General features: G+C 72.7%; 12 protein-coding genes and 1 pseudogene. 5 read left to right on the top strand and 8 right to left on the bottom strand.

The window, feature by feature from the left end; translation table 11 throughout:
* Positions 1–50 precede the first annotated feature (50 nt).
* Complete coding sequence (locus AAFN69_RS04990; RefSeq protein ID WP_347727036.1) at positions 51–782, top strand: class I SAM-dependent methyltransferase; 732 nt, start codon at positions 51–53, stop codon at positions 780–782.
* Positions 779–1873: a prenyltransferase/squalene oxidase repeat-containing protein gene (locus tag AAFN69_RS04985; RefSeq protein WP_347727035.1), complete on the top strand. Its 1095-nt coding sequence runs from the start codon at positions 779–781 to the stop codon at positions 1871–1873. Before AAFN69_RS04990 ends, AAFN69_RS04985 begins: the two co-directional genes overlap by 4 nt.
* Before the next feature lie 109 nt (positions 1874–1982).
* On the opposite strand, the gene AAFN69_RS04980 is transcribed toward AAFN69_RS04985, so the two are convergent.
* Positions 1983–2276 (bottom strand): hypothetical protein, encoded by a 294-nt coding sequence (locus AAFN69_RS04980; RefSeq protein ID WP_347727034.1) that lies wholly within the window; start codon positions 2274–2276, stop codon positions 1983–1985.
* A gap of 214 nt (positions 2277–2490) precedes the next feature.
* Here AAFN69_RS04980 and AAFN69_RS04975 point away from each other — a divergent pair, with 214 nt between their 5' ends.
* The gene (locus AAFN69_RS04975) at positions 2491–3030 is read left to right on the top strand and encodes a hypothetical protein (RefSeq protein WP_347727033.1); all 540 of its coding nucleotides are present in this window, start codon (positions 2491–2493) and stop codon (positions 3028–3030) included.
* 359 nt (positions 3031–3389) lie between these two features.
* On the opposite strand, the gene AAFN69_RS04970 is transcribed toward AAFN69_RS04975, so the two are convergent.
* From AAFN69_RS04970 to AAFN69_RS04960, 3 genes are all read right to left on the bottom strand, one after another.
* Positions 3390–4214, bottom strand: coding sequence for a hypothetical protein (locus AAFN69_RS04970; RefSeq protein ID WP_347727032.1), 825 nt, complete (start codon positions 4212–4214; stop codon positions 3390–3392).
* A 211-nt stretch (positions 4215–4425) separates the two neighbouring features.
* Positions 4426–5340 (bottom strand): N-acetylmuramoyl-L-alanine amidase, encoded by a 915-nt coding sequence (locus tag AAFN69_RS04965; protein ID WP_347727272.1) that lies wholly within the window; start codon positions 5338–5340, stop codon positions 4426–4428.
* 77 nt (positions 5341–5417) lie between these two features.
* Complete coding sequence (locus AAFN69_RS04960) at positions 5418–6065, bottom strand: class I SAM-dependent methyltransferase (RefSeq protein WP_347727031.1); 648 nt, start codon at positions 6063–6065, stop codon at positions 5418–5420.
* A 478-nt stretch (positions 6066–6543) separates the two neighbouring features.
* Between AAFN69_RS04960 and AAFN69_RS04955 the strand changes: the two genes are divergently transcribed.
* Together AAFN69_RS04955 and AAFN69_RS04950 are read left to right on the top strand one after the other, a co-directional pair.
* Positions 6544–7320 (top strand): class I SAM-dependent methyltransferase, encoded by a 777-nt coding sequence (locus AAFN69_RS04955; RefSeq protein WP_347727030.1) that lies wholly within the window; start codon positions 6544–6546, stop codon positions 7318–7320.
* 156 nt (positions 7321–7476) lie between these two features.
* Positions 7477–8907, top strand: a complete 1431-nt coding sequence (locus AAFN69_RS04950; protein WP_347727029.1) for an MFS transporter — start codon at positions 7477–7479, stop codon at positions 8905–8907.
* 205 nt (positions 8908–9112) lie between these two features.
* Here AAFN69_RS04950 and AAFN69_RS04945 read toward each other — a convergent pair.
* The 4 genes and pseudogenes from AAFN69_RS04945 to AAFN69_RS04930 form a co-directional block, all read right to left on the bottom strand.
* A pseudogene (locus AAFN69_RS04945) lies at positions 9113–9559 on the bottom strand (response regulator); the annotation flags it as partial.
* 263 nt (positions 9560–9822) lie between these two features.
* Complete coding sequence (locus AAFN69_RS04940; RefSeq protein WP_347727028.1) at positions 9823–10329, bottom strand: GNAT family N-acetyltransferase; 507 nt, start codon at positions 10327–10329, stop codon at positions 9823–9825.
* 240 nt (positions 10330–10569) lie between these two features.
* The gene (locus AAFN69_RS04935; protein ID WP_347727027.1) at positions 10570–10734 is read right to left on the bottom strand and encodes a hypothetical protein; all 165 of its coding nucleotides are present in this window, start codon (positions 10732–10734) and stop codon (positions 10570–10572) included.
* Positions 10735–10784: 50 nt separating this feature from the next.
* Entirely contained in the window at positions 10785–12047 is a 1263-nt protein-coding gene (locus AAFN69_RS04930) for a hypothetical protein (protein WP_347727026.1), read from the bottom strand.
* Positions 12048–12388: the final 341 nt, after the last annotated feature.

Genomic DNA, 12388 nt, shown 5'->3' with positions numbered 1-12388 from the left:
GGCTCCGGCCCGACCCGTACCGGAACCCCCGACTGCGAAAGCGGGACCCCGTGCTGACCGTCGATTTCTCCCGCTTCCCCCTGGCGGCGGGCGACCGCGTACTCGACCTCGGCTGTGGCGCCGGGCGGCATGCCTTCGAGTGCTACCGGCGCGGCGCCCGGGTCGTCGCACTCGACCGCAGCGCCGAGGAGATCCGCGAGGTCGCCAAGTGGTTCGCCGCCATGAAGGAAGAGGGGGAGGCCCCCGAGGGCGCCACCGCCACCGCCATGGAGGGGGACGCGCTCAATCTCCCCTTCCCCGACGACTCCTTCGATGTCGTGATCATCTCCGAGGTGATGGAGCACATCCACGACGACAAGGGAGTCCTCGCCGAGATGGTGCGGGTCCTCAAGCCGGGCGGCCGGATCGCCGTCACCGTGCCCCGGTACGGCCCCGAGAAGATCTGCTGGACGCTGAGCGACGCGTACCACGAGGTCGAGGGCGGCCATATCCGTATCTACCGGGCCGATGAACTCCTCGACCGCATCAGGGAAGCCGGACTCGTGCCCTACGGCACCCACCACGCCCACGCCCTGCACAGCCCCTACTGGTGGCTGAAGTGCGCCTTCGGCGTCGACAACGACCAAGCCCTGCCCGTCAAGGCGTACCACCGGCTGCTGGTCTGGGACATCATGAAGAAGCCCCTCGCCACCCGCCTCGCCGAGCAGGCGCTCAACCCGCTCATCGGCAAGAGCTTCGTGGCCTACGCGACCAAGCCCCAGCTCCCCAGGGCCGCCGCGTGACCACATCGCCCCGCTCCCCGCGCACCGAGCATCTGGTGCTGCCCGGGGTGCTCACCGCCGAGCAGGCCGCCGAGACCGTCGCCGGGATCCGGGCGGTGCAGCGCCCCGACGGCGCCATCCCCTGGTTCCGGGGCCACCATCTCGACCCGTGGGACCACACCGAGGCCGCGATGGCGCTCGACGCGGCGGGTGAGCACGAGGCCGCCGCCGCGGCGTACGAGTGGCTGCGGCGCCATCAGAACGAGGACGGCTCCTGGTACGCCGCCTATGCCGACGGCGACCCCGGCCGGCCCTCCGACCGCGGGCGCGAGACCAACTTCTGCGCCTATCCGGCCGTCGGTGTCTGGCACCACTACCTCGCCACCGGCGACGACATGTTCCTCGACCGGAACTGGCCGATGGTCCGCGCCGCCGTCGAGTTCGTGCTCCGGCTCCAGCAGCCGGGCGGACAGATCGGCTGGAAGCGCGAATCGCCCGAGGACGGCGACACCCCCGTCCATGACGCGCTGCTCACCGGCTCCTCCTCCGTCCACCACGCGCTGCGCTGCGCGCTGGCCATCGCCGAGGCGCGGGAGGAGCCGCAGCCGGACTGGGAACTGGCGGCGGGCGCCCTCGCCCACGCCATCCGCCGGCACCCCGAGCGCTTCCTGGACAAGAACCGCTACTCGATGGACTGGTACTACCCGATCCTCGGGGGCGCGCTCACCGGCGCCGAGGCCAGGAAGAGGATCGAGGAGCGGTGGGCGGAGTTCGTCGTCCCGGGCCTGGGTGTGCGCTGTGTGCTGCCCAACCCCTGGGTGACCGGCGGCGAGAGCTGTGAACTCGCCCTGGCGCTCTGGGCGGTCGGCGAGTCGGACCGGGCGCTGGAGATCCTCCAGTCCATCGGGCATCTGCGCGCGCCGGACGGGATGTACTGGACGGGTTACGTCTTCGAGGGCCATCGCGCGGTCTGGCCGGAGGAGCGCACCACCTGGACGGCCGGCTCACTGCTGCTGGCGGTGGCCGCGCTCGGGGGGGACGAGGCGACCACCGCGGTCTTCGGCGGCGAACGTCTGCCGCACGGACTCGCCCCCGACTGCTGCGAGGGCTGACCGGTAAGGGCCGGGAGAGCTGTGACGGGCGGGGGGCTGACCGGGAAGGGCTGAGCCGTGACGGGCGCGGGGGCCCGGCCCGGAGCCGGCCGGGGCCCCGCACCCGGGTTCAGTGGCGGCGCAGCCGTCCGGCCACCGCGTGGCCGATGAAGAGATAGACCACGGCCGCGAGGCCGTATCCGGCGACCACGCGCGCCCATGCCTCGTCGAAGGTGAAGAGGTCGTAGGACCAGCCCGCCAGCCAGTGGGCGGCGTCCCTGATGAAGGCGACGAGATCGTTGGCGCTGTTGGCGTCCAGCAGATACATGAGGATCCAGAGGCCCAGGATCAGGGCCATGACATCGGCGACGATCGCTATGACCGTCGCGGCCTGGTGCGTTCCGTTGCGATGGCGAGGACTCATGGCCCTCGTGTTGCCGCTTGTGAGCCCGTGAAACCCATGGATTCGGCTCTGTCCGCCGGCGCGTGTCACGCGCGCGTCACCCGGACGGACCCGGGGGGCCTCACCCGTCCGGGTTCGCCCGAGTGGCGGAACTCGGCCGTTCGGGTGAGGCTGCGAGGACGGCCCCGAGCGCACCGCCCACCCGGTGCGGGGCCGGTCCCCAGGGAGGTGTGCTGTGGTTCCTTCTCCGATACGCCGGGCCCTGGCCGCCGCGGTCCTGTGCGGTGCGCTGCTCCTCGGCGGAGTGGCGTGCGGCGGCGATTCCGGCGGCACCGCCTCGTCCTCCGTGAGCGCCACGTCGTCGGCGCGGGCGCAGAAGTACGCCAAGGCCAAATTCGTCGCCAACGCGGGCCTCGCGGCGGGCGCGGCCTATCAGTGGATCATCAAGCCGTACCGGGAGGGGAAGTTCGAGAAGGGCGCGGAGGGCCGGACCTTCACCCTGGTCAAGGCCGGGCTCGCGGGCGCCTTCACCTACAACAGGCTCCAGGCCGCGCTGAAGAACGCCAAGGGTGATCCGCTGCTCTCCAAGGCGGTGGCCCCGCTGGCGGCCGGGATCGCGTCGCTGAAGGACATCGGCACCAAGCTCCGCGAGGGCGCGGCCGGCACCTCCGACATCGGCAATGTCGAGGGCGTCATCAATGACATCAAGCAGGCCGGGAAGAGCGCGGGCGCCGAGGTGACGGAGAAGGTCCCGAGCCTGACCCAGCTCGGCTGAACCGGCGCTCCTGCGGAGCGCGGGAGTGCGTGACCGGCAGACCGGTGACCGGGCCGGCCCGCCACGCCGCCGGCTGTGCGGCGATCCGGTCCCGCGACGAGCCGCGTGGTGAACATCCTTCCGGTTCCGTACGCGCCGATCGGTGCGCCCTCGGGCGGTGCCGTCCGGGGGAAGTGCCGATCCGGGCCCGTACGGGCCGGTGTGCCGTGCTCCACGTGGCCGGGGCGCGCGGCGCGTACCCGGCCGTCCGCGCGCCGATCCGGCCGACCCGCTGATGGTTCACCGGCATCGGGTGCTCCGGGTACGGCCATGGCCCCCCGCCCGGAAGGCGGGGGGCCATGGCCGGGGGCCGGCGGGGGTCAGCCGCGCTGGATGCCCGAGGTGTCCTGGAGCAGGCCGCGGCGGCCGTCCTGGGTCTGGGCGATCAGCCCGTGGCCGCGCTGCTCCACCGCCAGATACCAGGTGCCGGGGGCGAGTTCGGCGATCGGGGTGGGCGAGCCGTCCTCGCCGTACAGCGGACGCGCCACCGGTACCGCGAACCAGAACGGCGCGAACTCCGGCGCGCCGCCCTGCGGCTGTCCCCCGGGTGCCGGCTGCCCCTGGGGCTGGCCGCCGTACGAGGGCTGCGACGGTCCCGGCTGGCCGCCGTACGGCTGCTGCTGCGCGCCGGCGCCCGGGTAGCCGTAGCCGCCCTGGGGCTGGCCGCCGTAGGGAGCGGGCGTCGCGGCCGGGCGCGGGGCGCCGATCAGCGGTGCCTTCAGCGCGGGCACGAGGAGCGAGCCGACCGCGCCGGCGGCGAGGACGAGCGCGGCGATGAAGCCGAGGATCATGCCGGTGCCGGCGTCGGGGCTGAAGTTGCCGATGTTCGCCGGTCCGGCCGGGTCGAAGATGCCGCCGATCGCGGTCCACGCGGAGAAGACGGCCAGCGCGAGACCGAGGTGGCCCAGCTCGATGCCCAGCACCTTCGGCGGGCGGGGCAGCAGATGCGCGAGGGCGATCAGGACGGCGCTGACGACACCGGCCAGATACACACCCATGAACAGCGCACCGTTGTCCCAGGCGTTCGGCGCGTCCTCACAGTTGGGTCCGGAGCAGTCGATGGTTTCCAGGAACGAGGCGATGAACAGCAGTACCGCTGCTCCGATCACCACGCCATCGCCTCGAGTGAGGGAGCGGATGTTCACGTAGAAAGTCCTTTGTGGGTCGTCTCATCGGGGGCGGTGGTCGCCGCCGCCGGGGCGCTGGGCACGGAGCGGAGCCTGGGGGTGACCCCTGTCGTAGGGAGGAATCTATCGTCTGCCCGGCGCCGACGTCTGCCCGGTATCGGGAGTCGTCCCGGTGCGGCGGCGTGTTCGGGGCGGCCTTCCCGGGTGTGATCGGCATGCCTCGCGGCGGTTACCGGAGAAGGAAGCCGTGCACTCCCTCGGCGATTCCCAGCGCTGCTTTCTGCCGCCACTCCGGGCTTTTCAGCAGAGCGGCGTCCCGGGAGTCTCGCATATTGCCGCATTCGATGAACACTTTGGGGACGGTGGAGAGATTCAGTCCGCCGAGATCCTTGCGCACATCCAGTGCGGTACCGCCGCCGACGTAGTTCGCCGGGGCGCTGCCGGTGGCCCGGACAAAGCGTCCGGCGATTCTCTCCCCGAGCTCCCGGGAAGGGCCGACAATCGGGCCGGTGTCCGCCCCGCCCGCGCGGACCGCGCCGGGGAGAATGACATGGAAACCGCGGTTGCCCTGCGCGGACCCGTCGGCATGCACGGAAATGGCGGCATCGGCTCCGGCGCTGTTCCCGATACGGGCCCGTTCGTCGACACAGGGGCCGAACGGCCGGTCATTGTCATGAGTGAATTCCACCCTCGCGCCCTGCTTCTCCAGCAGGGTGCGAAGACGTTGTGAAACATCCCGGGTGAATGCGGCCTCGGTGTAACCGTCGTTGGTGGAGGTACCCGTTGTGTCGCATTCCTTGCGATTGGTTCCGATGTCCACCTTGCGATTGATCTCCGCGGTGTGCTGGAAATTGCCGGGATTGTGGCCGGGGTCGATGACCACGGTCCGCCCGGAGAGCGGGCCGGGGCGCGGCCGGGCCCGCTCCGGGGCGGAGGGCTTCCCGGTCCCGTTCTCCGGGGTACGCGTGCCCGTCTCCGGCCGCGTGGAATTCTTCGGGTCCGGGGTGCCGGGATCCGTGCGCGCCGGGGCCGCGCCGGACGGCCCCGGGCGGGCCCCCGCCGGCCCCTCCCCGTCCGTCCCGCCGGCCGACTGCCAGGCCAGCCACCCCGCGAGGGCGGCCGGGAGGAGTACGGCCGCGGTGATCGCGGCCCGGCGGGGCCCGCGGCGGCGGGGCGGGTGGAACTCGTCGTACGACACCTGCGCGATGCTAACCGGACGGTTCAGATTCCCGGCCCCGTACGCCGCAGCACCCGCAGCGAGTCGGTCACGGAGACCTCGGTGAAGGCGCCGGATCCCAGGGCGCGCAGATAGACGTGATAGGGCGGCCGGCCGCCGTCCGCCGGGTCCGGGAAGACATCGTGGATCACCAGCAGGCCGCCCTCGGCGACATGGGGCGCCCACCCCTCGTAGTCGCCGTTCGCATGCTCCTCGGTGTGCCCGCCGTCGATGAAGACCAGGCCGAGCGGGGTGTTCCAGAGCCGGGCGACCTGCGGTGACCGTCCGACGACGGCCACCACGTGCTCCTCCAGGCCGGCCCGGTGCAGGGTCCGCCGGAAGGTGGGCAGCGTGTCCATCCGGCCCACCTCGGGGTCGACCACGGAGGGGTCGTGGTACTCCCAGCCCTCCTGCTGCTCCTCGCTGCCGCGGTGGTGGTCGACGGTGACGGCGGTCGTGCCGGCGGCGCGGGCGGCGGCGGCGAGCAGGATGGCCGACCGCCCGCAGTAGGTCCCCACCTCCAGCAGGGGCAGCCCGAGCGCGCCCGCCGCGACGGCCGCGGCATGGAGGGCGAGTCCTTCGGCGCGGGGCATGAATCCCTTGGCGCTCTCGAACGCTGCCAGTACGTCCGGCTCGGGGATGACGGCGGTCATGTGCGGGGCTCCTCCAGGCGGGTGCGGGCCGCGCCGCCGCCGGAGCGGCCGGCGCGGCGGGGTGCGGGGGTGTGCCGGCCGCCGCCGGGGCGGTGGCCGGGCGATCCATCTTCGCCGGTGGGGGTGCGTGTGCGGTCACCCGCGGTCGATTCCGGACCCCGGGGGAGGGCGGCCGGCGGGCCGGGAGGCCGGGCGGGGCCGGGCGGACCGCCCCATCGATGGCCTGTGAACAGAGCCTTGTCGTGGCCCGCCTCATGCGCCACGGTGGTGCCGACCGGCCGGACGCGTCCTCCGGTCCGGCCCCGGACTTGTCCCCGATCCGGGGCCGGACCCGCTCCGACCCGGCTCCGAAATGTCCCGAGCTCTCCCTGCGCAGCGCATCCCCACCTTCTATACACCGCATCTATACATCCTGTGTATACAGCATGTGTATAGTTCGGGCCGAGGCATCCCCTCTCGTGATGGAGACGAAGCACGCATGGCCACCAAGAAGAACCTTGTCGCCAACCGGTCCTCCCTTGTCCACAAGGTCCGGTACGCCGCCGCCAATCCGGCGCGCGTCGGTCCCTATGTGAAGCGGGCCGCCCGTGACCGCTGGCTGGCCTTCAAGCACCGCGACCATGTCAGCTACTACCGCGCGGTGATGGCCTCGGACACCCGCCGCAACCCGGAGGCGGCGGTCGGCAGCCGGACCCACGACCGCTGGCTCGCGCTGGGGAAGATGCAGTTCGACTATCTGCGCGGGCACGACCTCGCCCCCGAGGACCGGATGCTCGACATCGGCTGCGGCAACCTCAGGGCCGGCTGGCACTTCATCGACTATCTGAACCCGGGCAACTACTACGGCATAGACATCTCGCCCGACATCCTGATGTCCGCGAAGGAGACCCTGACCGGGCGCGGTCTCCAGGACAAGGTTCCGCATCTGACCATCACGCAGAATCTGACGCTGGACTTCCTCCCGGACGCCTACTTCGACGTGGTCCACGCCCACAGCGTGTTCTCGCACTCGCCGCTCGGTGTCATCGAGGAGTGCTTCGCCCATGTGGGCCGGGTGCTGGCCCCCGGCGGCCACTTCGACTTCACCTTCGACCGCACCACGGGCACGGAGCACCAGGTGCTGCGCGAGGACTTCTACTACCGGACCGAGACCCTGATCACCCTCGCCGCCGAATACGGCCTCAAGGGGACCTTCATGGACGACTGGGAGAAGCTCGGCCACGGCCAGTCCAAGATCCGTCTCGTCGCCGGCTGAGAGGGTCCGGCCGGGGCGGTCCGGGCCGCTCGCGGCGGCCCGGACGCGCGGCGGCCGTCACTCCGCCGCCGCCCCCGGCCGGCCCCGGTGCCGCGCCGTTCTCATACGGCAATATCGTGATACCGGATCACGGCCCCGCCTGAGACCATGACAGCCATGGTCCAAGCCCTCCCGGATGCCCGGAAGCCCCGTACGTCCCCTGCCGCCAACCGCCCCGCACGCCCCTGGATCGCGATTCTCGCCGCGTGCGCCGGCACCTTCCTCGTCGTGCTCGACGTGTCCGTCGTCAATGTCGCGCTCCCCTCCATGCGCGCCGACCTCGGACTCTCCACCACTGGCCTCCAGTGGGTGCTCAACGCCTACTCCATCGCGTTCGCCGGCTTCATGCTCTTCGGCGGCCGGGCGGCGGACATCTTCGGGCGGAAGCGGACCTTCATATTCGGACTCGCGCTCTTCACCGCCGCGTCCCTCGCGGGCGGTCTCGCGCAGGAGGGCTGGCAACTGCTCGCCGCCCGGGCGGTGCAGGGACTCGGCGCGGCGGTGCTCGCCCCGGCCACACTCACCATCGTCACCTCCGCCATACCCGCGGGGCCCGCGCGGACCCGGGCGATCGGGACCTGGTCGGCGGTGGGCGCGGCGGGCGGCGCGGCCGGCGGATTCGTCGGCGGTGTCCTCACCGATCTGCTCTCCTGGCGCTGGGTGCTGCTGATCAATGTGCCGGTCGGGGTGCTGGTTCTGATCGGCGCGGCCATCTGGCTCACCGAGAGCCGGGAGAACGCGGGCCGCAAGCTGGATCTCCCCGGGGCACTCCTGGTCACCGGCGGCCTCGCGGCGGTCGCCTACGGCGTGGTCCAGACCGAGGAGTCCGGCTGGACCGCCCCGGCCACCCTGCTCACCCTGCTCGGCGGGGTGCTGCTGCTCGGCCTCTTCGTCCTGGTCGAGTCGCGGACGAAGAGCCCGCTGATGCCGCTGAAGCTCTTCCGCTCCCGGTCGGTCACCGCGGCCAATGTGACGATGATGCTCTGCGGTTCGGCCTCGTTCGCCATGTGGTTCTTCATGACGGTGTACGCCCAGAATGTGCTCGGCTACACCCCGATGGAGGCCGGTCTCGCGCTGATCCCCAGCTCCGTCAGCATTGTCGTCGGATCCAAGCTGGCACCCCGGCTGATGGCGCGGGCCGGGGCGAAACCGATCGCCGTCGCGGGCGCCCTCTTCGCCGCCGCCGGGTTCGGCTGGCAGTCCCTGATGACCTCCGACGGCACCTTCGTCACCACGATCCTGGGCCCCGGCATCCTGATGATGTTCGGTATCGGCCTGGCCACGACCCCGCTCGCCGCGCTGGCGACCGAGGGCGCGGATCCGGGGGACGCGGGGCTGGTCTCGGGTCTCATCAACACCTCGCGCACGATGGGCGGCGCGCTGGGACTCGCCGTCCTGTCCACGGTCGCGGCCTCCCGCACCGCCGGCAGCACGGCCCCGGAGGATCTGGCGGCGGGATACGCCCAGGCGTTCCAGGTGTGCGCCGGACTGCTGCTGACCTGCGCGGTGCTGATTCTGGTCTGGCTGCCGCGCCGCGCGGAGCACTGACGGGACGGGGACGGGGGCGCGGGAGCCGTTCCGCCGGGGGTACGCGTCCCTCCGCCCGGGCCGCTCCGTGCACCCGGTTCCGTACGCCCCCGGCTCATGTCCCCGGTCCCGTGCGTCCGTGCCCGCGCGCCTCTCAGCCCGCCGCCGGGGTGCAGGCCGGCCCGGTGGTGCCCGTCGTGCCCGTGCCCTGCCCCGGCGCGCCGCCGCCCGCCGCGGCCTCCGCCGCCGCGAGTGCGGGATCGATGACGGTCTCCCCGGTCAGCACCTGCCGGATGGCCCCGATCAGTTCCTCCACGGGCCCGTCCTTGACCAGCAGCCCCGCCACTCCGGCCGCCAGCGCCCGGCCCGGCACCCCGGGCCGGGCGGACGGGGTCAGGACGATCACCCGGCACTCCGGCACCTCCGCCCGCAGCTCCACCGCCGCCTCCAGTGCGTCGCGGCCCGGCACCCCGATGTCCAGCAGGGCGATGTCCGGCCGCGCGGCGAGTGCCGCGGGGGCGATGTCCTCGCCCCGCTCCACCCGGGCGACGACCTCGATCTCGGCCGCCATTCCGAGCAGCAGGGCCAGGGCGCCATGGGGTGTGCCGGGGTCCTCGGCCAGCAGGACGCGTACGGACTTCGCGGGGCGATGATCGCGCGGCATTTCTTCCACCCCGGCAGCGTAGTCATGAAAGCCCGTCCGACCTGGGATGATGCCCCGCCCGGGCCGGTCGCGCCCGCCCGCCGCCCCCTGTGCGGCCCGGAACCGGCGGCTCATATGACTGCGTGTCAGATTTCTGTCCGACGCGGCGTCAGGAGCCCTCCCGGGAGCCGGGCCGGGCAGGGAGCCCGGCCGGTCCCCGGCATCTCCCGGAACCGGCGGAGGCGTTGGGCCGGAAGCGGGGCCGCACCGGGGCGGAACTCTCCGAAGCGGTCTCAGGAAGCCTTGCTCAGGGTGAGGACACGGGTGGTGGAGCCGTCGTCCTCGGCGATGTCCCGGACATGGACGAAACCGAGCCGCTCCAGCAGATTGAGCGACGCCCGGTTCGGTTCGGCGACCGTGGCATGGATCTCGGTCAGTCCGAGGGTGCCGAAACCATGGGCGATGAGCGCCTCCGCGATCTCGGTGCCCAGCCCGGATCCCCATGCGGAGGGGGCGAGCGCGTAGATGATCTCGTACCCCCGGACCTCGTCGGTCCGCTTGATCTCGGCATGTCCGGCCAGCACGCCGTCCCGGCGCACGGCCCAGACGTCGAAGAGGTTCCGGGCGTACACCTTGGTGAAGATCCGCCCGAAGAGCGCGCGATCCTCCTCCTCCGACCCGGGGCCGTCGCCCATCCAGCGGGAGACCTCGGTGTCCTGGAAGAGGGCGACGAAATCGTCCTCGTCGGACCGGATGTAGGGGGTCAGGACGAGGCGCTGGGTGCGGAGGGTGGGAGTCACGCGCGGTGACGCTACCCAGGCCCTCCGGGCACGGCAAACGTTTTTCGGCGGTACGGGCGGGTGTGTACGGCCCCGGCCCCCGTGCCCCCGGGGCCGGGGCGGGGATCTCCCCGCCCCGGCCGGGCCGGCGGGTGGTCTCAGCCCGCCGGCGGATCCGGCGGAGGACCCGCCGGCCGGTGCGGCGACGGACGCGCCGGCCGATCCGGCGGTGAGTCCGCCCGGCCAGCGCCCGCGCCCGCGTCACGCATGTGCGCCCGAGGACACTTTCCGGTGCTTGCCGTGCGGCTCCTGCGCCGACTCCTCGGCCGCCGCGACTCCCCTGTGCTTACCGGCACCTTCGGCCTCCGCCGTCCCGTCCGCCTCCTGCGGAAGGGCTTCGGTGGTGGCGGTTGCTGCTTCAGACATGTGGGAACTGCCCCCGTCGTAATCGCTGATTGATTCGCAGGGAGCAAAGTTTAGCCAGGCCCCATCCGCCCCATGAGAGGTGCCTGCTGCAAGGGAATCGGCTTGTAGACCGTCATCGAACCGGTGCCGCCGTCGACCGGAAACCCCATCAGTTCCCGGGTGCCGAAGCCCTCCCGGCCCACCGGTCCGCCGCCGAGCGGACCGGGCCCGCCGGCGCGCGCGACCGGTGCGCGCCGGACCCGGGTCTCCCGGACCGCGGCCCGCGACTCCCGCTTCGTCCGCAGCTCCCGCTCCTCCCGGGCGAAGATGTCAGCCGTCTCCACCCGGGCCACCCCGCACCGCTCCGCCCCCGTGACACAGGGCAGCCGCAGCACCCCCTCCGGGCTCCACAGACCCGTACCCGTCAGCCAGCCGTCCGGCGCGCCGAGCTGGTGGATCCGCCCGCCCGACGGCCGCCAGACCGCCGGCCTGCTGCCGTCCGGTCCGTCGATCCGCAGGGCCACCCCACAGCTCTCCGGCATCAGCACCTGCCCCGGCTGCACCGCGAAGGGGGTGACCGCGCACTCCGCCATCCGCAGCGACTCCGGGAACCGCACCGGCCGCAGACTGCCGAGCACCCCCCAGCCCAGCCGCTGGTGTCCCGGCGCGTCCGAGCTGATCAGCAGCAGCCCGCTGTCGGGGTCGGCCATCAGCAGCCGGTCATTGCTGTCCTCGGTGATCTGGAGCAGCTCGCTCACCTCGCCGCCGCGCTCCAGATCCACCACCACGGTCTTCACCGGGCCGCCACCGCTCCACCCCCGGTCGAGCGCGAGCAGCCGGCCCGTACGGTCCAGCCAGGCGCCGCCGGAACAGACCCCCGGCACCTCGGCCACATGCTCCGGCCCGAAGGCACCCCCGGCCACCAGCCAGACCGAGGTGGAACGCGGGCCGGGGGCGATGGCGTACGCCCGGTTCCCGTCCGGCGAGGGCGGCAGCAGCCGCAGCTCCCGGCATTCGACACCGCCGAGCGGCAGCTCGGCCGTGCCGGGTCCGGCCGGGTAGAGCAGCGAGAACAGATGGCGTCCGGCCACCCCCCGCCGGATCAGTACCCGGCCGTCGGCGAGCGGCACCAGGTCGGTGTCCCGCTCCTCCGGCTGTCCCAGCGGCAGCGGCACGGCGTACGGCTCGGGCCCGGCGAGCGTCCACCGCTCCGGGAACAGGGCCTCTCCCTCCCCCGCGAGCCGGGCCGCGTACGAGCCGTCCGCGGCGATCGTGAAACCCCCGCCGCTGATGGATCCCAATTCTGTGGCGGCCTCGATGGCACAGGCTGTCATCGGTTCGTCACCTCCGGCCATGAAAGCTAGGTTTCGCACTTCCTGCCGAACAACACGAGACACGCCTGTTCACACATAAGGGTGGCCAAGTCGGGATTTCGCTGAGAGAAACGCTCCGGCTGTGCTGCGGAGGGTGCCGGAACGGGCCCCGCGCCCGGCCCTCCGGACCCCGTCCGCCCCCTGTTCCGGACCGCGCTCCGGGGCCGCCCGGAGCCCGTTCCGGGTCCGTTTCAGGCCGTACCGCGAGGCCGGATTCCGGCTCGGCGCCGGGCTCCGGCCGCCCCGCGCCACGGACGGAGCGGCATCCGGCCGCCGGGCCGGGCCGCAGGTCAGGCCGGAAA

This window comes from Streptomyces sp. CAU 1734, from assembly GCF_039888735.1.
GTDB lineage: Bacteria > Actinomycetota > Actinomycetes > Streptomycetales > Streptomycetaceae > Streptomyces.
The sequence above is the reverse complement of the archived record's forward strand: the minus strand, read 5'-3'. Positions and strand labels throughout refer to the sequence as shown.

What these genes read in the sequence shown, in the direction of transcription:
- AAFN69_RS04960 (WP_347727031.1), bottom strand. Translation starts at nt 6,065, where the DNA reads ATGACCGCCGTCATCCCCGAGCCGGACGTACTGGCAGCGTTCGAGAGC.
- AAFN69_RS04935 (WP_347727027.1), bottom strand. Translation starts at nt 10,734, where the DNA reads ATGTCTGAAGCAGCAACCGCCACCACCGAAGCCCTTCCGCAGGAGGCG.
- AAFN69_RS04950 (WP_347727029.1), top strand. Translation starts at nt 7,477, where the DNA reads ATGGTCCAAGCCCTCCCGGATGCCCGGAAGCCCCGTACGTCCCCTGCC.
- AAFN69_RS04980 (WP_347727034.1), bottom strand. Translation starts at nt 2,276, where the DNA reads ATGAGTCCTCGCCATCGCAACGGAACGCACCAGGCCGCGACGGTCATA.
- AAFN69_RS04955 (WP_347727030.1), top strand. Translation starts at nt 6,544, where the DNA reads ATGGCCACCAAGAAGAACCTTGTCGCCAACCGGTCCTCCCTTGTCCAC.
- AAFN69_RS04930 (WP_347727026.1), bottom strand. Translation starts at nt 12,047, where the DNA reads ATGACAGCCTGTGCCATCGAGGCCGCCACAGAATTGGGATCCATCAGC.